Below are 20,961 nucleotides of genomic sequence, written 5' to 3'. Positions count from 1 at the left end.
GGGGACGGCATATCTGGGGGCGGGGCTATTTTGTTGCGAGCTCGGGCAACGTCACGGACGAGGTGATCCAAGAGTACATCCGGCTGCAACAAGAGGGCGAGCCGCGGGGCGGAGGGGACAGTTTCAGGGTCGAGGAAGGCTTACATCGGCTTCCAGCCGGTGTCAGCCGGAATCAACACCTTCCAAGCCCTCGCCTTCAGGCGAGGGTGGTTGACTTATCGGACGGAGTGGTGGAACAAACCGATGGACGCCGATGCGCAGCTGATGGAACGAGTCCGGGACGGCGATACCGCGAGTTTCGACTTGCTGATGAATCGTTACCGGAGGCCGGTCGTCAATTTTGTCTATCGGATGGTCCGCGACGCCGCAGCTGCTGAGGAAATCGCACAGGACGTGTTTGTCCAGATCTACCTGGCGCGCAAGCGGTACACCGCCAGCGCCCGGTTTTCAACTTGGTTATTCAAGGTGGCCACCAACACCACCTTGAAGCACATCCGGAAGCAGCGGCGGGTGGTCCGAGAGTCCGAGCTGGCGACGGAGACGCGGGAACGTTTTCTGGACCTTCTCACGGCCGGAGAGAATGACGGCGCCCATGAGGCGCTGGAACGGAAGGAATTGGGACTGTTGGTGCAGCAGGCCCTGGTGGCTTTGCCGGACAAGGAGAAGGTTGCGCTGACGCTGAGAAAGTACGAGGGCTGTTCGTATCAAGAGATCGCCGACATCATGACGTGCAGCGTGGCGGCCATCAAAACGCATATTCACCGGGGCAAACTCAGGCTGCGGGAGACGCTGCTCCGAGCGGAGCGGCGGCTGGATCCCACGGCCACAGATTAGGCAGGTGTATCATGGAGTGTGAAGACGTGCGTGATCACATCCTCAATCTTGATGACGAGAATGACCCGGCCCGGAATCCGGAGGTCGCCCGGCACCTGGCAGACTGCGCCGAGTGCCGGGAGCTGCTTGAGGGGGTGGAAAAAACCTGGGCCGTCCTGTCCGCCCACCCCGGGCTCGACCCGTCGCCCGGATTCAACCAGGCGGTCTGGCGCAAAATTGAAGCCGCGGAAGCGCGGCAGCCCCTCCGGCTGCTGCGGCTTGCATTCCTGCCGCCGCCGGTCCGTGTCGTGGCGTGGTCGGGGGCGGCGGCTCTGCTGATTGCGTTCAGCCTGCTGCTCCTGCTACCGGGGGATCTCTCGCCGGCGCCGGTGGAGTTCTCGGCGAATGACCAGCGTGACCAACAGCTTTTGCTGGAGGTGGACCAGTTGATGGATTATGACGAAAGTCGCGTGATGGACGTTTACGAGGAATGGGACATGACCAATGAAGTTCGTCCCACCGAGCCCGAAGCCGCGGATCCGGTGGACGGTCAGGATCCGGCGGACGGGATGCCAGGCAAGGCACTGTTGTCGAACCCCGCGGATAGCTCACTCAAAGCATGAATATTCGGAGGTAACCATGATGATACATTCCCGCCACATGCTGTCTGCCATGCTGTTGGCGTTACTTTGGGCGGTCTTGTGCGTGTCTCTGTCGGCTCAGGATCCTGACGTGAAACGGCTGGATCTGTTGGATCTGCCCGGCAAGTGGTGGAAGCACGACCGGGTGGTCGCCGAACTGAAATTGACACCGGCGCAGATCGAGCAGATCGATACCGTGTTTGTGGAACACCGAAAGAAGCTGGTAGACGGCAAAGCCCGCCTGGAAAAGCTCCTGCTTGACTTTCAGCAAATCTCCGATCAGGTGGATGTGAACCGGGATCAAACGCTGCAGCTGGTGGATCAGATTGCCCAGACGCGCGCGGAGATGGCGCGGAACACCATCCTGATGCAGCTGGACATCCGGGATCAACTGACCCCGGAGCAGCGGGTTGCGTTGAAGCGGATGAAGGAGACTTTTCGCGGTGAAATGCGCCGCCGGATGATGGAGCGGCATAAGGATAGGCAGAGCGCCCGCCCGCGATCTGGCGAACATCCTCAAGATTGAAAGGATCCCCGGCCAAACGGCACAACTGATCGGTCGCACTGCGCCTCAGCCAAAACGGTCGAGTCGCTTTACGTAACCGCTTCGGATCAAGCGTCTGCAGTGGTGGAGGCGGCGGAGCGATCGAGGATGATCAGCCGGACTCTGCGAACCTGCCGGTTGGATACTTCCTGCACGGAGAATCGGTAGGAACCCCAGTTCAGCGATTGATGTAGCTCGGGTACCCGGCCCAGTTGATCCATCAGGAAGCCGGCCAGGGTGGCGTAGGTTTCATCGCTCGGGAGCGGCTCGGGGAAATACCGGTTGAACTCTCGGATTGGTAGCAGGCCTTCGAGCGAGTACTGACCGGGACCCAGCCGGTGGATGGGGAAATGACCCGCATCGCTCATCCGCTGGATCTCACCGACGATCTCTTCGAGAACATCATCCATGGTCACTACGCCTTCAAACTGCCCAAGTTCATCCACAACAACGGCGAACCGGACGCCGGTGCTCCGAAACTGCCTGAGAATGTCGTCGATAGGCGCCGTTTCCGGGACGAAGGTGGCTGGACTGATCAGCTGCCGCACAGTCAAATTGGTGGCGCCGGTTCCGGCGTGGGCCATCCGGCTGAACAGGTCCCGCAGCCGAACGACCCCCACAATATTTTCCGGCACGGTGTCATAAACCGGGACTGCTGAAAAATCATACCGCAGAAAGACGGCCTGGATTTCGTCCAGGCCGGCCGCGACATCGACCATGACGACCTTGTGTCTCGGAACCATAACCTCGCGCGCCGGAATGTTGGCGAATTCAAACAGCTTGTGGATCATCTCCAGTGATTCGGGGGGGATATCGTTATCGCTGTAGTGGGTGAGTAGTGTTTTGAGCTCCTCTATGGACAATCGCCGGAGTGGCGACTGCTCGTGAACATCGATGAACAAGCGAAGCAGCACACGACTGGCGGCCATCGATAGGCGGACAATGGGGGAAAGCAGCCAGGTGACGCCGCGGAGCGGCAAAATCACTCGGAAGGCGTAGCGCTCCGGCTGCCGGGCGGCCAGGGTTTTGGGTGTGATCTCGCCGAAGATGAGGATGACGATGGAGATCAAAATGCTGGCGGCGACTTGCGCGATCTCATTTTGAATGCGCAATATTTCTTGGGTGGTCAGGGTGGCGATGAGATAGGATGTCATCACAGCTGTGGCGGTGTTGACCAAGGTGTTGCCCAGCAGAATGGGGGACAGCACCTTTTCCGGATGGTCCAGAATGGTCAGGAGAAATTCGGCGCGGCGGGTCTTGGTGTCCGCCAGGAACCGGATGCGGTACCGGTTGAGTGAAAGCAAGGCCGTCTCGGACAATGAGAAAAAAAACGACAGTCCGACCGTGATGAAGATCCCAATTCCAAGAAACAGGTATTGCATGCCGGCTGCTGTTTAGGCGTTTCCGATGTTTTTGTTGCTCAGTGACACCACCAGAGCCTGGTCAATCTGCCGTTCAACGGCATCTTCCGGCATGTTCTCGGCGGCGGCGAGTTCAGATACCAGGAGTCGTTTAGCCTTGTCGTACATCTTCTTTTCCCGGAACGACAGGCTTTTTCGGCTGTTTACTTTGGCCAGTATCCGGACGACTTCGACGACGTCGGTGATCCGGCCGCTTTTCATCCGCTCGGTGTTCTCGCGGAAACGGCTCTTCCACTCCTTGATCTGTTGCTTGACTTCGGGGTTGGCCATCTGAAGGAGGAAAAGCAGGTTGCGGGCGTCCTTTTTGGAAATGATGCCACGCAGGCCGATGGTCTCGGCGTTCTGCACCGGCACGAGGATCATGGAGTTGTTCTCGAGCAACCGGAGCTGGTAGAACTGAATCTCCTGACCCAAGACTTTCTGACGAGTGATGGTCTCCACAACACCCAATCCGTGGTTCGGGTAGATGACCTTGTCACCGATGTTGAAATGCATGACCGTTGCCTCTTGGATCGCAATTCATTATATCTGATAGGTTTGGGTATGTCAAATTGACACACGGCAGAAAGGGCTTGGCGGGTTGCCATCCAGCCGGATGAAGCGGGGTTATGCCACAGCGTTTGGATAGTGTCACTCTGGCAATTCCGGCGCCGCGCTTCAACCCAGCCGGCCGGGTACAGTCTGCCCGTAGGGTACGGACGTGTCATTTATATTAGGGATTCGTAAAGGTTGAGAGTCTTCCGGGCGATAGCTGTCCAGGAGAAATGCGCTTCGACGCGTGCTCGGCCGGCGAGACCCATGGATCGTGCCAACGTCGGCGTACCGGCTACGCGGTTGATGGCGGCGGCCAGATCGCGCGAAAATGCGTCGGCATCGACGGGTTCGAAGGTTCCTTCCCGAAGGGCCAACGAGACCAGCAGCCCGGTCGCTTCAGGCACGACCACTTCCTTGATGCCGCCGACGGCTGAAGCCACCACCGGCTTCTCGCAGGCCATGGCCTCCAGGTTGATGATGCCAAAAGGCTCGTAAACCGACGGACAGCAGAAGACAGTCGCGTGGGAGTAAAACTGGATGACCTGATCGCGCGGCAACATCTCCTGGATCCAGATCACGCCGGGTCGGCAGGCCGCGGCGCGGGTGACTCCTTCGGTCATCTCGCGCCGGATGTCGTCGGTGTCGGGAGCGCCGGCGCAGAGCACCACCTGCAGGTCAGGGTCAATATGAGGAATGGCGCGGACCAGATGGATAATTCCTTTCTGCCGGGTGATCCGCCCGACGAACAGAACGAACGGTCTGGCCGGATCCACACCCCAGCGGCGCAAGGCGTCCACCGCCGTCGTGCGGCGGTATTGGTCCAGATCAATCCCGTTGTGGATGACATGCACGCGTTCCGGCTGGACCCGGAAATGGCGCAGCACATCCGCGCGTGTCTCCCGCGAGACGGCGACAATGGCATCCGCCGCTGCCATGGCGGTGTGTTCCATCCAGCAGCTGAGGTGGTACCCGGCGCCCAGTTGTTCCTCCTTCCACGGGCGGAGCGGTTCCAGAGAGTGCACTGTCAACACATGGGGGATGGCCCACAATTTTCTGGCCCAGAAGCCGGCCATGGCCGTGTACCACGTGTGGGTGTGGACGATGCTCGCGTCCAACCGGTCTTTGGACATGGACAGGCTGCGGTGCAAGGCGTCCAGCGCACCCTCGAATCGGGCGTCGGTGTGCTGGCCGGCCTCGGTCCAAGGTCCGTACCCGCGGACAGTGAGGTTGGGGGCGTCCACCGCCTGGTCGCCAAAACAACGGACCAACACCGGGACCTGGCGGGACAGTTCCCGGCTCAGGTACTCCACGTGAACGCCGGCGCCGCCGTACACATACGGCGGGTACTCCTTGGTGAGAATGGCGACTCGACTCGGGTGTGACAAGGCGCAGCTCCAAAGCCCTTTCGGGTATTGCGCATCTGACAGTACAATGCATCATATTGATTTTTTCTCCCGGCCGCAAGGCTTTCGCCTGCGGCTGCAACTCCAGCACGGAGACGTTCATGGCCAGCCTGACACCGCAGCTCGCCGCTCCTGACGAGCCGAACGTCCGGCTCACAACAGGCCGACGGTTCTACTTGACGGAAAGGGAAAGCGTCATATTCCGTTTAGCTCGATGCCGTCGGATGGCTGCGGTCGTCAGTGTCGGAGCCGGACCAAACAACAGGAAACCGATGCTGAAGCCCTGACAAGTTCGAATGGTTAGGGAGGCGAAAGCATGAACAAAACCACCCGACCGGTTCCTGCCTGGGCCACTGCCGTGGCCGCCTTGCCGGCGGAGTGGTTCCGCGCGGCCCGCTGGTTCCAGGCCAAAGCAGAATCGGTGCGTTCGATCCGACTGGTCGACGTGCTGGATCTGTCCCCGTTGCTGCCTCCAGGAGATCGCCGCCTGTCAATCTCCCTAGTGGAGGTGGCCGCCGGCGACGGCACCCCTGAGCTGTACCTACTCCCGCTCTGTCTGGAACCGACCGGAAAGATGGGGCCTGGATCCACGTTTGCGGTGGGAGCAGGCTGGACGGTGCGCGAGGCACTGGATGAACCGGCGTTGCACGCAATGATGATCCGGCTCATGAGCGAGGGGCGCACACTAGCGGGCGGACGCGGCACGTTCCACTTTGAATCGTTCCCGTTGCCGCTATGGCGGCAGGTTCATTCGCTGGCGCAGAATTCAACCAATTCGCTGATTCTGGTCAAGGCCGACGTGGTTTGTAAATTCATCCGCCGGTTGCCCGCCGGCCAGTCACCCGAATTGGAGATGAGCCGTTTTTTTGCCGCCGCCGGCACGTTCCAGAACCTGCCGCCTCTGGAGGGGGCGCTCAGCTACCGGGATGTCGGCGGCCGAGAATACACCCTAGTCATCGCCCGTCGGTTCGTGGAAAATCAGGGCGATCTTTGGCATGGTACCCTGCTGTTTCTATCCCAATGGCTCCATCTGCTGACGGAGACCCAACCGGGAATCGTCACGGAGCCGCCGCTTGAAGATGCTTCCGGTTATCTGGATCGGGTGCGCCGTCTGGCGAGGGTTCTGGCGACGATGCATCGCACCTTGTCTGCGGAGGGGCTGGAGGCGGCGTTCGCGCCAGAGCCGATCACACCGGCGGATCTGGCTGGCTGGTGCAGCACAATGACCGCCGGGGCGGCCGCCATCCTTGACAAAATCGCGTCCGGTGAGCCTGGATCACACCCAGCCACACGCGATTTTTATGAAAGGCTTCCGGAAATGCGCCGGCAGATCCTGGCCGCCTTCAGCAGACTGACCGGACTCCAACCTGCGGGATGGGTCAAGTGCCGGGTTCACGGCGATTTCCACCTGGGACAAGTTTTACTGGTGGGGAACGATTGCTTCGTCATGGACTTTGAGGGCGAGCCTCTGAAAGCGTCAGCGCAACGGTTCGCCAAATACAGTCCGCTCAAGGACGTGGCCGGCCTGCTCCGTTCTTTCCACTACGCCATGTACGCCGCCCTCTTCGAATGGGAGGAGCGGCATGCCCTGTCGCAGGAAGCTTTTGGAGCCCTGGAATGCCGACTGGCGGGATGGAGCCGGTTGGTGGAACAGGTCTTCCGGGAGACCTATTTCGCGGAAATGGGCTGGATTGAAGACGGCGGCTTATCCGAATTTCTGGCCGTGCTCAAGCTGGAAAAAGCAGTTTACGAGCTGGATTATGAAATCAACAATCGGCCCGCTTGGTTACCAATTCCCTGCAATGGCATCAAGGCCTGCCTGAAAGAAATTCTTCATACCTGAAGTTCGCCGTTCATGAAAATGTGAACTGATAGCCGGGACATGTTTTGCGCTGTTCCGCCGGAAAGCTTTTTTCTGGGCGGTTTGCCAGCGGAGACATGATCGAGGTAGTGGCGAGGTGTTCAACACGACGCGTACCGCGACGGTCAACCGAACGGAACGACTGGGCGGGTGAACGCTCGCCCGCCCCGCGCATCACATTGACCGGTGGAACGTCCAAAAGAGCGGGAATGACTTGTGTGCCTCAGATCAAGAACACAAACCGAAGTTACCAACCATTCCAGTGATCAGGTTCATGCCGGCTCGACCACCGTCACGGCCCACCAGGGACCCCGGCTGCTGCCCAGCAGCGCCGCCCAGTACCAGCTGGAAACGTCAGTCCACGATCCACCTCCGGTGCCGATGATCCGCTCACGGATCTGCAGCCGTTTGGAGCCGCGTACCGCCAGCAAACACCCCCACCGTGAACCGCCGGGTGCCGCCCAGACAGGCAGCGGACGGACCTGATACCCCGAACCGCGGAAACAGTCCGCCGCCGGATGCAATCCACGCGATGGCTCGGCCAGCCAGCGTAACAGCACCACCCGTCCGTTGAGGCGAAACCGGCCGATCCGGCCCGGGAAGTTGGCACCAATCGAGCGGTCGAATTGGGTCAGCGGGACCCGAACCAGCGGGCAGCCCTCGAAGGTCGCCGGCCAGCCGGGGAACGCCGCAGGGCGGGGAGTCCGGTTGCCCATCGGCGCCACAGCAGGAAGTCCGGCGACGACGAGGCACGCCACCCAGAAGGTCACGCGGCGGAGCATGGCGCCCTCCGATCCAGTAGATGCATCAGCAGCAGTACCGCGCCCGCCGCTGCAGCGAACACTCCCAGGCCGATGCCTTCATGTGCCCAGTCCGGCATCGGCACGATGGCACTCTCGCGGAAGAACAACACGGCGTTCCGGATCCCATTTGCCAGAACCACGGCACCGGCGGCACCGACAAGTGAGCCCAGCGTGCGCCAGAGGCCGAACCCCAGCCAGACCGCCAGGAAGCTGGCCATGAACAAACCGGTCCAGAGCATTCGCACACCGCTGCATGGGGCGTCCAGCAGCACCGTCTCCCCCAGCCAGTTCAGGCTAACACCATGGGCTTCGACGGCAAAACCCGCGAGCCGGATCAACGGTGCGGCGATGGCGGTGGCCGCCAGTCTGAGCGGATAGCCCAGGCAGTACTGCATGGATGCACCCACCGGCAGGGCCAGGAGCAGCAAGCCGGCCACGCCCGGGTGAAACAGCCGGTCAAAACAGGTGGCGCTGGCTAAAACGCCCAGAGCCAGCACGGCCGGGACTGCCCGCACCAAGGGCGGCGCCCACCCGAGGCACAAGGCATACACAGACAACAGCATGGTCAGGACCGGCAACAGCGAGGCGGGAGGCGGCCCCGCCGATCGCCGCCTCAGCGCCAGCGCCATCACCGCACCCAGCGCCAACAGCCCCCACTGCTCGTCGGAGCCGTCCCCCAGTCGCAACGCGTACCACCGCCACACGGGCCAGGTGGCGGCGGCCAATCCGACGAGCAGGGCCAGGGGATGAGTCGCGCGGAGTCTCATGACAACCACCGCCGCAACATGATCCAGCCCACCGCACCCAGCGCCAGCAGAATCAACGACCAGGTTTCCGGTTCGGGTGTCGTGGGCACGTAGTTGCCGACAGCCGTGTCGGCCACGCTTTCGGGTAGAGGCAGTGGCTGTTTGACCTGTTGAAGATCGCCGTCTTTCCTCCGGATGACTTCGTCCACGGCCACAAATGAGGTGAACGGCGTCAGCAGTGCGTAGCGCAGGCCAAGGCCGGTGATCGCCTCCCGTACCGGGTCAGTGGGTTGCAGAGTATATTCGTCCCCCAGCTGGGCGATTCGGTGGCGTGCCCACAGGTTGCGCAGCGCGGGTAGCGACGTCTCGGTCTTGAAGCGTTCCACAGCCAGCGCCGACTCGAACGGACGGTCCGCCGCCAGGCCGGTCATCCGGATCACTCCGGCGGCGTCGCCCCGCCACTTGCCGAACACGGTCACCGGCCGTTCGGCCAACAGGTCGGGCACCCGAACAGGCTCCACATCGTAGGCGTCGAATCCTGCAAATTCGAGCGCCACCCGAGTCAGGACCGGTGACTGGACGTACTCGCTGAACCGGGCGCTGATGGCGGCGGCTTCTTCCGGCCGGGTGACCGCGAACGGCTCGCCCATGCCCGCGCGGGCCACGCTCTCGATCAGCCAGCGGTTGATCTCGCTGCCGATGCCGAACGCATACACGTTGGCTTCGTGAAGATTGTTTCGAACCAAGCGGAACACCTCTGTTTCCACGTTCACGTAGCCGTCGGTGACCACGACAATGCTGCGGGAAAACCCCTCGTTCGCCGGCAGGGCCATCGCCCGCCGCAGCGCGGGCACGAGCTCGGTGCCGCCGCCGCCGGTTTGTTCGTCGATGAGTTCCATGGCGACGGCCAGATTGTCCGTGTTGGCGGTGACGGATTGCTCCGCCATGAGCCGGGACCCGCCCGCGAACAGGAGGACATTGAAGCGGTCCGACGGGCGTAGGCCGCGCAGCAATTGCCGCAGGAGCGATTTGGCGGTGTGGAGAGGGAAGCCGTGCATGGACCCCGACACATCCAACACAAAGACATATTCACGCGGGACGATGATCGCCGGCGTAATCCGCCGGGGCGGCTGCAGCGTCAGGAGGAAGAAATTCTCTTCCGGCCCGCGGGCCAGCAGCAACCCGGAGTGGATCCTGTCGCCGGCCAGGCGGTATTTCAGGATGAACGACCGGTTGCCACCGGTCCGTTCGCGGGGTGCCAGTTCGATGACGACCCGGTCCTTCTCCTGGTAGTCGATGGCGACCTCGTGGCTGGCGCACCGGACGTCCTGGATCGGGAGACCCGCGTCCAGGCGCACCTTTATGCCGAAGGCGTAGGACGGCGGTTCACTCGAGCGAAGATAGGGGCTGGCCGTCCAGTGTTCGGCCGGCCGTGTTTCGGACGACGGCTGGTTCACATAGCGCGGCCCGACCACGGCGGGGTATACAAACTCATACACGCCGTCAGCGGGAACGAGCAGTTCGGTGTATGAAAGAACCACACGGATTTCGTCACCGGGCAGAATGTTGGCCACATTCATCCGGAAGACATTGGGCCGGAGCTGCTCGAGCAGTGACGCGCTCCGGCCGCTCGCTTTCGCGGTTTCGTATTCCTGGCGGGCCTGCTGCCGCTCCCGGATTCGGGCGACCATCGTGCGCTCGCCGATGATCATGGTCATGGCGTACACCGCCGCGCGAATGGAGCCGGGGAAAATGTAGATCGCCTCCAGGGCGCGCGTCCCTTCGTTCCGGTAGACCTGGGTGATGGTGACATCGGCGATGACACCGGCGATGCGCACATCCGCCACCGTAGATTTGAGCGGCAGCCGGTCGGTGAACGGATCGTCGCTCTGGACATAGAAAAACGGTGACAGGCTCCGGCCCAAATCGTCGTCGCTCTGGGCCGAGCCGAAGCCGGCCACCAGCCCGATGAGGAGCAAAGCCCCGAGTAGCAAACGGATGTTCATGGCGACCTCCCGACGGATGGATTTGTTTCTGGTTCGAGTCTCCCGCCGTGGAGTGAACGAAGTTTGAATTGGTCGGGTGATTGTGGTGAATTTTCGGTGAAGCAGACGTGCAGTTGGAGTGGTCGGGCGCTGTTCAACCAAAGCCGCCGGACCGTTGGTTAAGAGCTCCTCTGGAGCGGATGGTGGGTCTGAATCATCTGGCAGGGGGCGCCAGTGGCAGACGGAGGGTCGCCAGGGTGCCTCCGCTCGGGTGATTGGCCAGTTCGACGCTTCCACCATGAAGCGCCACAGCCTCGCGCACCAGCGCCAATCCCAGGCCGGTGCTCTTGGCCCCCGTGTCTGGACGGGGAAGCGAGTAGAAGCGTTCGAACACGCGATCCAATGCATACGCCGGGATGCCCGGGCCACTGTCGTGAACCGAAATCACCGCCAGCCCGGTCTCCGCGGCCGCCGCAACCTGAATGGCGCCCCCGACCGGTGTGAAGTCGATGGCGTTCTGGATCAGGTTGACCAGTGCGCTGCGAAGCAGAAAGCGCTCGCCTGGTACAGTCAGATTCGGAGCCAGTGAAAGGCTCAGGGCGATTCCCTTGGCACGGAGCTGGGTGTCAACCGCCGCGGCAACGTCATCCACCAACTCACCCAGGTTGACGGATTCCACCTGCACCAGACCCTTGCGGCTCTCCAGCGCGGTCAGATCCAACAACCTGTCCACCAACCGCTGGATCCGGGTGCCGGCGTCGGCGGTGGTGGCGGCGAAGCGGCGGCGGGCCTCCGGCGGCGGTTCCTCCTGGAGAAGTTCGGCGGCACCCCGGATGGAGGACAGGGGTGCCTTGATCTCGTGGGTCAGTGTTTGCACGTACTGTTCCACGTATTGTTTGCCTTCGAGGGCATCGCGCATCTGCTCGAACGCCTGACCCAGAGTGCGGATTTCACTGCTGCCCAGCGGAGGCAGACCGGCGCGCCGACCGTCGCGGACGGACTGGGCGTACCCGGCCAGGCGGTCGAGTGGGCGGGTGATCCAGGTGGAGACAACGAAGCTCAATACCGCTGCAGCCAGAAAGGAGATGACCGCCGCCAGGGCGATCCTGCGGGTGATCTCGGTGATGAACACCTTGACGCTGTTCACGGGCTTGGCCACGGTCAGCACCCCGGCCAGCCGGCCGCCGGCGTGAACCGGTGCCGCCACGTAGAGCACGGTGGAATAGAAGTCCTTGGCGTCTCCGCGTGTGGCCCGGGCGCCGTATCGGCCGCGCAAGGTCAGGTAGACATCGTTCCAGCGGGAGTAGTCCTTGCCTTCATCGATCCCGCCGTGAGAGTCGTAGATCACGATGCCGCGCGCGTCGGTGACGTACACCCGAGTCGTCACTGCCCGCTTCTCCAGTTGATACAAGCGCGCGTCAAGCTTTCGCCGGAGCGCCCGATCCATGGCGGCGCGAAGATCCATGATGTCGGGACGCTCCTCCCGGAGGCGGTCCTCTAGTCCAGCCGCCAGGATGTTGGCCGTATCCACCATGGCTTCTTCCGTGGATTTCAATGGTTGAAGACGGATGTCCTCCGTGATCCATAGACTTAGAGCCAGGAAGCCGGCGATGATCGCAAGGCAAAACCCGAGGAAGATCCGCAGGCGAATGCTCACCAGTCCTCCCGCAATGCGTACCCCACACCCCGGTGCGTCACGATGGGGTCGGGCTCGGGACGCACCTCACGGAGTTTGGCGCGCAAGGTTTTGATATGGGTGTCGACCGTGCGGTCAAGGCTCATCTCCGGGCATTCCCAGACAAGTTCCATCAGCCGTTCGCGGGAGAACACCCAGCAGGGATGCTCAATGAGTTTTTCCAGGATGCGATATTCGTACCGCGACAGCTCCAGGGTCCGGCCGAAGTAGCTGATCGTGCGCCGCTGGGTGTCCACGGCGAACGGGAATGGTTGCCGGGGCTTGGCTGACAGCCCGGCGGCCGGCCGCTGTCCCCGCCGGAGAACCGCCCGCACCCGTGCTGCCACCTCCCGCGGGCTGAAGGGTTTGACCACGTAGTCGTCCGCACCCATCTCCAGGCCGGAGACGCGGTCGATCTCGCTTCCGCGCGCGGTGAGAAAGATGACCGGAATCGGATGCTGCCGGCGGATTTCCGCGAACAGCTCAAAACCGCTCAGATCAGGCAGTCCGATGTCCACAATCACCAAATCAATCGGGTCGCGCTCCAACGCCGCGAGGGCTTCACCGCCCGTGCTCACCCAGCTGGTTTTGAACCCGTCGGTGTCCAGGGCGTAGAGCAGGATGTCGGCAATGGACTTTTCGTCCTCCACCAGCAGGATCCGGGGACGTTCGGGCATGGGGCCTCCACGTGTCGCCGGCATACGCCGGCTTGCGGCAGGGGTGCCGGCATAGGTTGGCGGTGCGCTGCGCTCATTGTAGATGAAGCCCTGGACGAAGACAATCCGTCCGAGGCGGCTGCGGTCAGAAATCCAGACGGTTGTTCAAGAGGAGCTTGGCGATCATGAACGTGGCGTCGATCTCCATCTCGTTCTGAATGAGGGTGCGGGTGCTGAGGACATAGGCCACATTTTCGGAGGGCCGGTTTTCATCCTCTTCCAGGTCGCTCAGACTCTTGATCTTGATCTTGGTCGTTTGAAAACGCAGGGTCGTGTCGTCGCGCGTGACCAGGGGCACCCCGTCGTCGGCATAGCGGGGGAAAATGAACTTCGCCCCTGAGCCGTCCGGTGTCGGGGCGAGATAATCCTTGATATACACTTTCTTGCCGGAGTTGGTGGCCAGGAAGGTGTTCGAACGCAGTTCGGGCAGACTGAGGTTGTGCAGTGCGCGCTCGACATCAAAAACAGCCGAAACACCCTTGGGCTTGGAGTCGACGGTGAGCGACACGACGATCTCGTCGGGGTAGTCCCGCGTCGCGATATCCCGGTAGCGAGCAAGTCGATTCTGGTCGCCTTGGGCGATCAGGGCGACGTAGGCTTGGCGCACCGCTCGAGCCGAAAACAGGTGGGCCCGGATGATGACAACGAATTCGCGTTCTGGATCGCCCGTGCCCGCAATATTCTGTTGAATGCTGCCGATGTATCCCCACTGATAAACGTAGGTCCAGGGCGAGCGGGTGAGGATCTGGCGCGCCTCATTCACCTGCCACTGGGTGTAGGGTTTCTGCAGCCAGAAATCTGTTGCCCAGACTGCGCAAACCAGGGCGACGCCAAGTCCGCAGGTGAGCAGTGCTCGTTTCATGAAAACCCCCGACGCTGCATGTGTTGTCCGCGCCGTCCCGCCGCTGGCCGTTTGCAATCGGGTGACATGCTCATCACCGGCGATGGCCTCGTCGAGCCGAGTGCCGGAGCCGGTATTTCCCGCAGATTGATCCATTCACGGCGGGTCCTAACCCGGCTGCCCGTCCGGCTGACGGGCTGGACGTCGAGCCGGCGTGGCCGGTCGCCGCCGGTCGGTTCAGGAGACCACCTGGGGCGCGGCGGCGGCGAACGGGGGATTGATCTCCTCGAATTCGATGAGGCCGTCGCGCAGGTGGATGACGCGCTGGGCGTGTGCGGCCACATCCCGTTCGTGCGTGACCAGGATGATGGTGTTGCCGCGCTCGTGCAGCCGATGGAACAGGCTCAGAATCTCGTCGCCGGTTTTAGAATCCAGATTGCCCGTTGGCTCGTCGGCGAGCAAGATGGAGGGGGTGTTGACCAGCGCCCGGGCGATCGCCACACGTTGGCGCTGACCGCCGGAAAGCTCGTTGGGCCGGTGGCCCATCCGATCGGCCAGCTCCACGTTATGCAGGGCGGCCTCAGCCATCTCGCGCCGCTTCTTGGCCGGTATGCCGCTGTAGATGAGGGGTAGCTCCACGTTCTGCAAGGCCGTGGAGCGGGCCAGCAGGTTGAAGGTCTGGAAGACGAACCCGATTTCCTTGTTTCGGATCTGGGCCAATTCGTTGTCGTTGAGTTGGCTGACCAACTGGCCATTGAGGAAGTAGTTGCCCTTGGATGGTGTGTCCAAACATCCAATCAGGTTCATCAGCGTGGATTTGCCGGAGCCGGAGGGTCCCATGATCGCCACAAACTCGCTGCGCTTGACCTCGAAATCTACCCCGCGGAGAGCCTGGATCTCCACCGTGCCCATGCTGTAGGTTTTCCAGAGAGCCTCGGTCTTGATGATGATGTGGTTGCCCTGGCTCATGAGCTCTGCTCCTCGTCGCGGGCCGGGCCGGTGCCCGGTCGCCGTTTCTGCACAAAGTCGCCATCCTTCAGGTTACGCAACGTCTTGAAACTGCCTACGACGATCTCGTCGCCCTTTGTCAAGCCCTTGAGGATCTCAATCTTGGTTTCACCGGTGATGCCGGTCTCCACCAGAACGAAGACCACCCGATTTTCCTTGTCCACCTTGAACACACCCTGCTTCTCGACAAGCTTCGGCTTTTTGGCGTCTTTTTCCTTCTTGGCATCCTTCTTCTGCCACGGGTGGACAACACCGCCGATGCCATCCAGCTCCACCTCGCGCATCACCACCGCCTGAAGGGGGACGGCCAGGATGTTTTCCTTGACCGCGGTGGTGATCTCGGCGGTGGCGGACAGGCCCGGCCGGAGTTGGACAGGCGGATTGTCCAGCTGGACCACCACCTTGAAATCTTTGGCCTGGTCGGTCGTGGTGGTGGTTCCCGTGGTGATGGCGCTGTTGCCGATTTCGGTGACATGGCCATTGAGCGGACGGTCAGGCAGCGCATCCACTTTGACGATCACCGGCTGGTTAAGCTTGACGTTGACAATATCGGTCTCGTCGACCTTGACCTCGGCTTCGATCACGGACAGATCCGCGATGGTCATCAGGGTGGCGGAGGGGTTGAACATCATGCCTGGTACGGCGCGCTCGCCTTTCTCGACTTCCAGTTTGGTGATCACGCCGGTGAGCGGGGAAGTCAGGACGGTCTTGTTCAGCAGATCGCGGGCCCGATCCAGCATGGCCTGAAACTGTCCCACCCGGCTGGCCGCGGCCTGGTAGCTGTTTTCCATCTGCTGAATGTTGACCTTGGACACCTCGATGCGCGTTTCCAGTTCGCTGAGCCGAGCCTTGGCCGCTTCGACGCGGCTTTCCGCCAATCGGAAACTGGAGCGGGCCAGGTCGTATTCCTCGCGGGACACCAGATTGTCCTCGTGGAGTTGCTGTTTGCGCTTGAAGAGGGAGGCTTCGTGCTCCAGATTGATCTGCGCCTGGTCCAACTCGGCTCGGGCACTCCGGAGGTTGGCCTCCGTGATCCGCAGGTTGAGTTTGGCCTCCTCGATCTGGTGTTTGGTGTTGCGGGCCTCTTCTTCTGTGGCACGGAACTGATATTCCGCCGAGCGGGCGTCGGCCTCGGTCTGGAATGGGTCGATCTTCAAAAGAACGTCGCCCTTGCGCACCGAGTCGCCCTCCTTGACATACAACTCCGTGATGACGCCAGTGATCTCCGACTGGAGGTCCACGTAGTTTTTCGGCTTGATCTCCCCGGAAGCGGTGACGATCGCTGTCAATTTGTCCGAAAGTTGCACAAGGTCGGCTTCCACGATGGGGCGGCCGTTGCTTTTGAACGCCAGCAGCAGGATGACGATGATAATGACGACGAGCGCGGCCCCGCCCGCAATCCACCATATGGCGCGCTTCTTCTTCTTGTCCATGAATCCTCCGTCTGTTTTCGGTCTGTGACTAGTACGGCGGAACACCCGGAAAAGTTTCATGTCCGTCAGTTCGGTGAATCCGCACGTACCGGAACTGGTTCGAGTCGGCGGTCCGGCTCAGTCGTAATTCTCTGGGCACTGTTTGGGCGGCGGAGAATCGATACCTCGGAATCAGACGCCGGAGGCGTTGAAAAACGCGGTGATGGGTTTGCGGCAGCGGATAACCCGTTGGACGGCGGATGGAATGATCCGTTTCAGGCCCAGGGTTGACGGCATCCGGGTGTACTCCAGCACCAGACGGGCTGTGGTGGGTGAATCCTTGCGCAGGGCCACCACCCGGACCTGATATCTCCCCAGATCGTACAATTGGCCCTCCTGGAGTTGCGCCCGGATCAAGTTCCGCTTCGGGATGCTGATCGTGATCCGTTGTTCGGTCATCTCCTGAACCAGGTCGGGGGCGAGCGAGACGTACACCTTGGCCATCAGGAACTCTTTGGCGTCGATGTCCATCCGCTCCATTTCCCGCGCCCGGAGGATGTTCTTGATGTGGTCGACGTCCATGTTGGAGCAGTAATACTTCAAATCGGTCGCGGCAATGATCTCGTCGTCGGTCCCGTTGCGCTCCATCCGCTCCAGGTGGCGGCCCAGATCTCGAACATCCATATCCAACAACTGCCGGTAGATGGGCGTCAGCTTCTGGACATTCCGAAGGCCACGCGATGTGAAGTCAAAGATCCGGCGCTGGTAGCTCACACTGGCGACGGCGGCCGACGTGGCGACAACCGGCTGCAAGCCGTGTCGGGAGGCCCGCCGCGGCGTGGATAGGAGCATCTGCAGGGGCTGGTCGGCGCCGATCAGCACCGGTGCGCCGTCGGTCAGGTCGATGATTTCCTTGTCGCCCGGAGCCGGGAAGCTGCGGATGGCGAGGATCACGAGAACGATCACCGCTACCAGAAGCAGAAAGAGTAGCGCAAACTCCACCCGCGGGGCGTCCTTGGCCGCGATCTCACGAACGATCTGTTTGACTTCCGGCAAGCCGGCCTCAGGCTCGACCCGGTACACAAAGCGTTTCAACAGGAAGCCGTTGTTTTTTAGGAACTCGGAAGCTTTTTCCACCAACGGGTTGGCCCGGGCCAGACCGTTGGCTTTGATGGAAAACTGTTCGATCAGGTGGGGGTCGAACTCGTCGCCAAGGAGAATGATATAAGTCGGGACCCGTTCGCGCTCCAACAACTGGTAGGTTTGCTCGCGGGCGTAGGCTTGGGCCTGATGCTTGAGTTCAAATCGCTCGTCCGGGTAATCCTCGGGGAAGGCGTCCAAGATGCCGTCGGTGATCAAGATAAACTTGACGTCGCATTCCGGCGGGTATTCCCGACGTATCTCGGCTGCAGCCTTGAAGCCGTAATAGAAATCGGTGTGCCAGCCGTCGTTCACATAGCGATCCGGCAGATCCACGTCGATTTCGGAACGACCGCCGAAGAGAATCAACCGGTTCTCATAGCCCTGGAGCAGACTCATCAACTCGCGCAGAACCTGGGCGCGCTCCACATTCGCATCAATGCGGGGAACGGAGCGAGAGTTGTCCACTAGAAAGATGTTGACGCCTTTGACGTCCTCGCACGAACGGGTGGGCGGGGCGGAGAGAACTGTCCGGCAGGCACCGCACAGCAAAGCCGGCAGCAGGAAGAGAAACACATGCCAGCTTCGGACAGATCGCAGCGTATGTCCGAATGTCTTCATCCTGTAGGTATCAATAGCAAATCCTGTCTGAAAACGCAACCGCTATCGCCCATGAAACCCGGTGGCGGTGCGCCGACGCGAACTAACCTCGCCGAGGCTTGGACGAGCGGCCCCGCCGCATGGTCTGGATGGTGGCGATGCGCATCGTGTTGGTGGCGCCGACGGACTGCGCCTGTCCGGACAGGATCACGAAATGGGCCGGCTGGTCCGGCTGAAAATGACGCTTGGCCCAGCTTTCCGCCTGCTCCATCAGATGATCACTGGAACGCGACGCCGGGATCCGCACGGGGTGCACCCCATAGTACAAAGACATACGTCGCCAGGCGGCGGGATCCGGAGTCATGGCGGCGATCGGACAGTCGGGTCTGAATCGGGACAGCACCCGGGCGGTCCGCCCCGAGAGTGTGTGCACGGTGATGGCTGCGGCATGGACTTCGCGACTGGCGTGGTAGGCGGCGCGGGCGATGGCGGTCAGGGGATCCTCGCCGGATTCGAGCGGATACGGGTCGGCCAGCAGATTGGGCATCTGGCGCAGGTAACGCTCCGTTTCGACCGCAATGGTGGCCATGGTGCGAACGGTCTCCATGGGGTAGCGCCCCAGGGATGTCTCGCTGGACAACATGACCGCGTCGGTGCCGTCGAGGATGGCGTTGGTGACGTCGGTCGCTTCCGCCCGGGTGGGCCGGGGTTGGTCAGTCATGCTCTCCAGCATCTGAGTGGCGACGATGACCGGGATTCCTGCCCGGCGGCAGCGGCCGATGATCTGCTTCTGGAGGACGCCGATCCGCTCAATATCCACCTCGACGCCCAGGTCGCCGCGGGCGACCATGACCGCATCGGTGGCGGCCAGGATATCATCGAGATTGTCGAGCGCTTGAGGCTTCTCAATCTTGGAGACAATGGCCGCTCCGGAGCCGGCGGCGTTGAGGAGCCGTCGCAACAGCTTCACATCCGTCCCCTGCCGGACGAAGCTGAGCGCCAGAAAATCAGCACCGGCAGCCAAGGCGGCGACGGCGTCGGATCGGTCCTTGGCGGTCATCGCCGGCAGCCGGGTGGAGGTTCCGGGGAAGTTGACCCCTTGGCGTTCGCGCAAGCCGCCCCCCTTCTCAACGGTACAGTGCAGCGTGTCGTTCGTGATCCGGACGACCCGCAGGCCGATCTTGCCGTCGTCCATCAGAATCCGGGCGCCGGGTTGGAACTCGTCGGGAGTGAAGGCGTACGAGATGGACACCCCGCGGGCGGTGCCGGCGACCGCCCGGCGGGTGAGAAAGAAGTCCTGACCGGTGGTAATGGCGACGGGCTGGTGGCCGGCCAGCTCGCCGGTCCGAATCTTCGGCCCTTGCAGGTCGGCAAGGATCCCGATGGGCCGGCCCAGTTCGCGCTCCAGACCCCGCAGCGTCCGAACCAGACGCGTGAACTCATCAGGCTTGCCGTGGGAAAAATTATAGCGGATGACATCGACGCCGAGTCTGAGCACCGAGCGCAGCACGTCCGGCGTCTGCAGGGAGGGCCCGTAGGTGGCCACGATTTTGGTTTGCTGCATCTGGGCTGGTAGCTTCACGGCGATCACCTGTTGGCGGATGGGATGGTAGCATTCTATAATAACTTTGCACTGGGTTCCACTCAGCCATTCGTTCGGAAGGGGCAACCATGAAGGACGTCTGCTTCATTCGGTCGCGGTTGACGGGTAAGCGCAGCTTGCTGGAACGACTGGAGGAATTGTTGGAAGCGGCGGGGCTCGAGTTCGTTCGGCCACGCGACCTGGTGGGGATCAAGCTGAGTTTCGGCGAGCGCGGTAATACCGCGTTTTTACGACCGCCGTTTGTCCGCCGGGTAGTGGACACACTCAAGGCGCGGGGTGCCAAGCCCTTCCTCACGGATTCCAACACCCTGTACCACGGACACCGCACCAACTCGGTGGACCATCTCATCCTCGCCGAGGAGCACGGCTTCGGACTGACTCAGGTGGGCGCACCCATCATCATGGCGGATGGCCTGCGGTCGGAAAGTTATCTCGAGACCGATGTGAACCTGAAGCATTTTCGTCAGGTGAAGGTGGGCAGCGTCGTGGGTGAGATGGACGCGCTGGTGAGTCTTTCCCATTTCAAGGGGCACCTGGCCTGCGCGTTTGGCGGCACCCTGAAGAACATCGGGATGGGGCTGGGGTCTCGCTCCATGAAGCAGCTGATGCACAGCGGCACCGTCCGCCCCGAGTTCGCAGACCAGGCCGCTTGCACCGGCTGCGCCCGCTGCGCCACGGTCTGCCAGCAGGGGGTGATCCATATCGAGAGCGGAAAAGCCCACTTCATGTATGAGCGGTGCGTTGGGTGTGCGGAATGCATCCCGGCCTGTCCCGAGGAAGCCTTGAAGATCCTCTGGACTGAGAAACCGGAGATCCTGGGTGAGAAAATCGCGGAAACCACCTACGGCGTGTTGCACCGGCTCAGTGAGCGGTGTCTGTTTGTCAATTTCCTCCTTGACATCACGCCGGACTGCGACTGCTTCCCCTACAACGACGATCCCATCGTTCCGGACATCGGCATCCTGGCCTCCCGGGATCCTGTCGCGATCGATCAAGCGTCGGTTGACCTGTTCAACGCCGAGGAGTCGTTTGCAGCCAGTCAGATCGGCCGCCGTCCGGCAGGGGAGGACAAATTGGTCGCACTGTGTCCCGAAGTCAACTGGCGACGCCAGTTGGAATATGCCGAGGAGATCGGTCTCGGCAGCCGCCGATATCGGCTGGTCGACATGTGATCGGATGTGGCCGGTGGAGCGATCCGCCGCCTAAGGAGATCAG

The 20,961-nt window shown here is 61.8% G+C and carries 18 protein-coding genes; 5 read left to right on the top strand and 13 right to left on the bottom strand.

Translation table 11 applies throughout. From position 1 onward, the window contains the following. Positions 1 to 243 precede the first annotated feature (243 nt). From GX414_12845 to GX414_12835, 3 genes are all read left to right on the top strand, one after another. Positions 244 to 834, top strand: coding sequence for a sigma-70 family RNA polymerase sigma factor (locus tag GX414_12845; protein ID NLI47986.1), 591 nt, complete (start codon positions 244 to 246; stop codon positions 832 to 834). Positions 835 to 860: 26 nt separating this feature from the next. Then, on the top strand, positions 861 to 1,436 hold the full coding sequence (locus GX414_12840) for a hypothetical protein (protein ID NLI47985.1): 576 nt from the start codon (positions 861 to 863) through the stop codon (positions 1,434 to 1,436). A gap of 109 nt (positions 1,437 to 1,545) precedes the next feature. Continuing rightward, positions 1,546 to 1,980 (top strand): periplasmic heavy metal sensor, encoded by a 435-nt coding sequence (locus GX414_12835; protein ID NLI47984.1) that lies wholly within the window; start codon positions 1,546 to 1,548, stop codon positions 1,978 to 1,980. Between the two features lie 86 nt (positions 1,981 to 2,066). Here the strand turns inward: GX414_12835 and GX414_12830 are convergent, their stop codons facing one another. The 3 genes from GX414_12830 to glgA form a co-directional block, all read right to left on the bottom strand. Next, a complete protein-coding gene (locus tag GX414_12830; GenBank protein NLI47983.1) occupies positions 2,067 to 3,380 on the bottom strand; it encodes an HlyC/CorC family transporter in 1,314 nt (437 codons plus the stop codon). Positions 3,381 to 3,392: 12 nt separating this feature from the next. Further along, positions 3,393 to 3,914: a CarD family transcriptional regulator gene (locus GX414_12825; protein ID NLI47982.1), complete on the bottom strand. Its 522-nt coding sequence runs from the start codon at positions 3,912 to 3,914 to the stop codon at positions 3,393 to 3,395. A 212-nt stretch (positions 3,915 to 4,126) separates the two neighbouring features. Further along, entirely contained in the window at positions 4,127 to 5,338 is a 1,212-nt protein-coding gene (gene glgA / locus GX414_12820) for a glycogen synthase (GenBank protein NLI47981.1), read from the bottom strand. 334 nt (positions 5,339 to 5,672) lie between these two features. Between glgA and GX414_12815 the strand changes: the two genes are divergently transcribed. Further along, positions 5,673 to 7,199, top strand: coding sequence for a phosphotransferase (locus GX414_12815; protein ID NLI47980.1), 1,527 nt, complete (start codon positions 5,673 to 5,675; stop codon positions 7,197 to 7,199). Positions 7,200 to 7,489: 290 nt separating this feature from the next. On the opposite strand, the gene GX414_12810 is transcribed toward GX414_12815, so the two are convergent. The 10 genes from GX414_12810 to pyk form a co-directional block, all read right to left on the bottom strand. Further along, the gene (locus GX414_12810) at positions 7,490 to 7,999 is read right to left on the bottom strand and encodes a hypothetical protein (GenBank protein ID NLI47979.1); all 510 of its coding nucleotides are present in this window, start codon (positions 7,997 to 7,999) and stop codon (positions 7,490 to 7,492) included. Next, positions 7,984 to 8,787 carry an exosortase/archaeosortase family protein gene (locus GX414_12805; protein ID NLI47978.1) on the bottom strand — a complete coding sequence of 268 codons (804 nt, stop codon included), beginning with the start codon at positions 8,785 to 8,787 and terminating at the stop codon, positions 7,984 to 7,986. Before GX414_12805 ends, GX414_12810 begins: the two co-directional genes overlap by 16 nt. After that, on the bottom strand, positions 8,784 to 10,772 hold the full coding sequence (locus GX414_12800; protein NLI47977.1) for a VWA domain-containing protein: 1,989 nt from the start codon (positions 10,770 to 10,772) through the stop codon (positions 8,784 to 8,786). Before GX414_12800 ends, GX414_12805 begins: the two co-directional genes overlap by 4 nt. Before the next feature lie 193 nt (positions 10,773 to 10,965). Beyond that, a complete protein-coding gene (gene creC, locus GX414_12795) occupies positions 10,966 to 12,408 on the bottom strand; it encodes a two-component system sensor histidine kinase CreC (GenBank protein NLI47976.1) in 1,443 nt (480 codons plus the stop codon). Next, a complete protein-coding gene (creB, locus tag GX414_12790) occupies positions 12,405 to 13,103 on the bottom strand; it encodes a two-component system response regulator CreB (GenBank protein NLI47975.1) in 699 nt (232 codons plus the stop codon). Before creB ends, creC begins: the two co-directional genes overlap by 4 nt. 124 nt (positions 13,104 to 13,227) lie before the next feature. Then, positions 13,228 to 14,139 (bottom strand): hypothetical protein, encoded by a 912-nt coding sequence (locus GX414_12785; protein NLI47974.1) that lies wholly within the window; start codon positions 14,137 to 14,139, stop codon positions 13,228 to 13,230. 81 nt (positions 14,140 to 14,220) lie between these two features. Beyond that, the gene (locus GX414_12780; protein ID NLI47973.1) at positions 14,221 to 14,952 is read right to left on the bottom strand and encodes an ABC transporter ATP-binding protein; all 732 of its coding nucleotides are present in this window, start codon (positions 14,950 to 14,952) and stop codon (positions 14,221 to 14,223) included. Then, the gene (locus tag GX414_12775; protein ID NLI47972.1) at positions 14,949 to 16,424 is read right to left on the bottom strand and encodes an HlyD family efflux transporter periplasmic adaptor subunit; all 1,476 of its coding nucleotides are present in this window, start codon (positions 16,422 to 16,424) and stop codon (positions 14,949 to 14,951) included. Before GX414_12775 ends, GX414_12780 begins: the two co-directional genes overlap by 4 nt. 171 nt (positions 16,425 to 16,595) lie before the next feature. Continuing rightward, the gene (locus tag GX414_12770) at positions 16,596 to 18,164 is read right to left on the bottom strand and encodes a VWA domain-containing protein (protein NLI47971.1); all 1,569 of its coding nucleotides are present in this window, start codon (positions 18,162 to 18,164) and stop codon (positions 16,596 to 16,598) included. An 82-nt stretch (positions 18,165 to 18,246) separates the two neighbouring features. Then, the gene (gene pyk, locus GX414_12765) at positions 18,247 to 19,725 is read right to left on the bottom strand and encodes a pyruvate kinase (GenBank protein ID NLI47970.1); all 1,479 of its coding nucleotides are present in this window, start codon (positions 19,723 to 19,725) and stop codon (positions 18,247 to 18,249) included. An 89-nt stretch (positions 19,726 to 19,814) separates the two neighbouring features. Between pyk and GX414_12760 the strand changes: the two genes are divergently transcribed. Then, positions 19,815 to 20,918, top strand: a complete 1,104-nt coding sequence (locus GX414_12760; GenBank protein NLI47969.1) for a DUF362 domain-containing protein — start codon at positions 19,815 to 19,817, stop codon at positions 20,916 to 20,918. The last annotated feature ends 43 nt before the right edge of the window (positions 20,919 to 20,961 follow it).

This window comes from Acidobacteriota bacterium, assembly GCA_012517875.1.
GTDB lineage: Bacteria > Acidobacteriota > JAAYUB01 > JAAYUB01 > JAAYUB01 > JAAYUB01.
This window is presented reverse-complemented; position numbering and strand designations above follow the sequence as displayed.

Coding starts and splice junctions, on each gene's coding strand:
- GX414_12815 (NLI47980.1), top strand. CDS start 5,673: ATGAACAAAACCACCCGACCGGTTCCTGCCTGGGCCACTGCCGTGGCC.
- GX414_12780 (NLI47973.1), bottom strand. CDS start 14,952: ATGAGCCAGGGCAACCACATCATCATCAAGACCGAGGCTCTCTGGAAA.
- GX414_12845 (NLI47986.1), top strand. CDS start 244: ATGGACGCCGATGCGCAGCTGATGGAACGAGTCCGGGACGGCGATACC.
- GX414_12805 (NLI47978.1), bottom strand. CDS start 8,787: ATGAGACTCCGCGCGACTCATCCCCTGGCCCTGCTCGTCGGATTGGCC.
- GX414_12825 (NLI47982.1), bottom strand. CDS start 3,914: ATGCATTTCAACATCGGTGACAAGGTCATCTACCCGAACCACGGATTG.
- GX414_12785 (NLI47974.1), bottom strand. CDS start 14,139: ATGGATCAATCTGCGGGAAATACCGGCTCCGGCACTCGGCTCGACGAG.
- GX414_12760 (NLI47969.1), top strand. CDS start 19,815: ATGAAGGACGTCTGCTTCATTCGGTCGCGGTTGACGGGTAAGCGCAGC.
- GX414_12810 (NLI47979.1), bottom strand. CDS start 7,999: ATGCTCCGCCGCGTGACCTTCTGGGTGGCGTGCCTCGTCGTCGCCGGA.
- GX414_12775 (NLI47972.1), bottom strand. CDS start 16,424: ATGGACAAGAAGAAGAAGCGCGCCATATGGTGGATTGCGGGCGGGGCC.
- GX414_12800 (NLI47977.1), bottom strand. CDS start 10,772: ATGAACATCCGTTTGCTACTCGGGGCTTTGCTCCTCATCGGGCTGGTG.
- creB (NLI47975.1), bottom strand. CDS start 13,103: ATGCCCGAACGTCCCCGGATCCTGCTGGTGGAGGACGAAAAGTCCATT.
- GX414_12830 (NLI47983.1), bottom strand. CDS start 3,380: ATGCAATACCTGTTTCTTGGAATTGGGATCTTCATCACGGTCGGACTG.
- GX414_12770 (NLI47971.1), bottom strand. CDS start 18,164: ATGAAGACATTCGGACATACGCTGCGATCTGTCCGAAGCTGGCATGTG.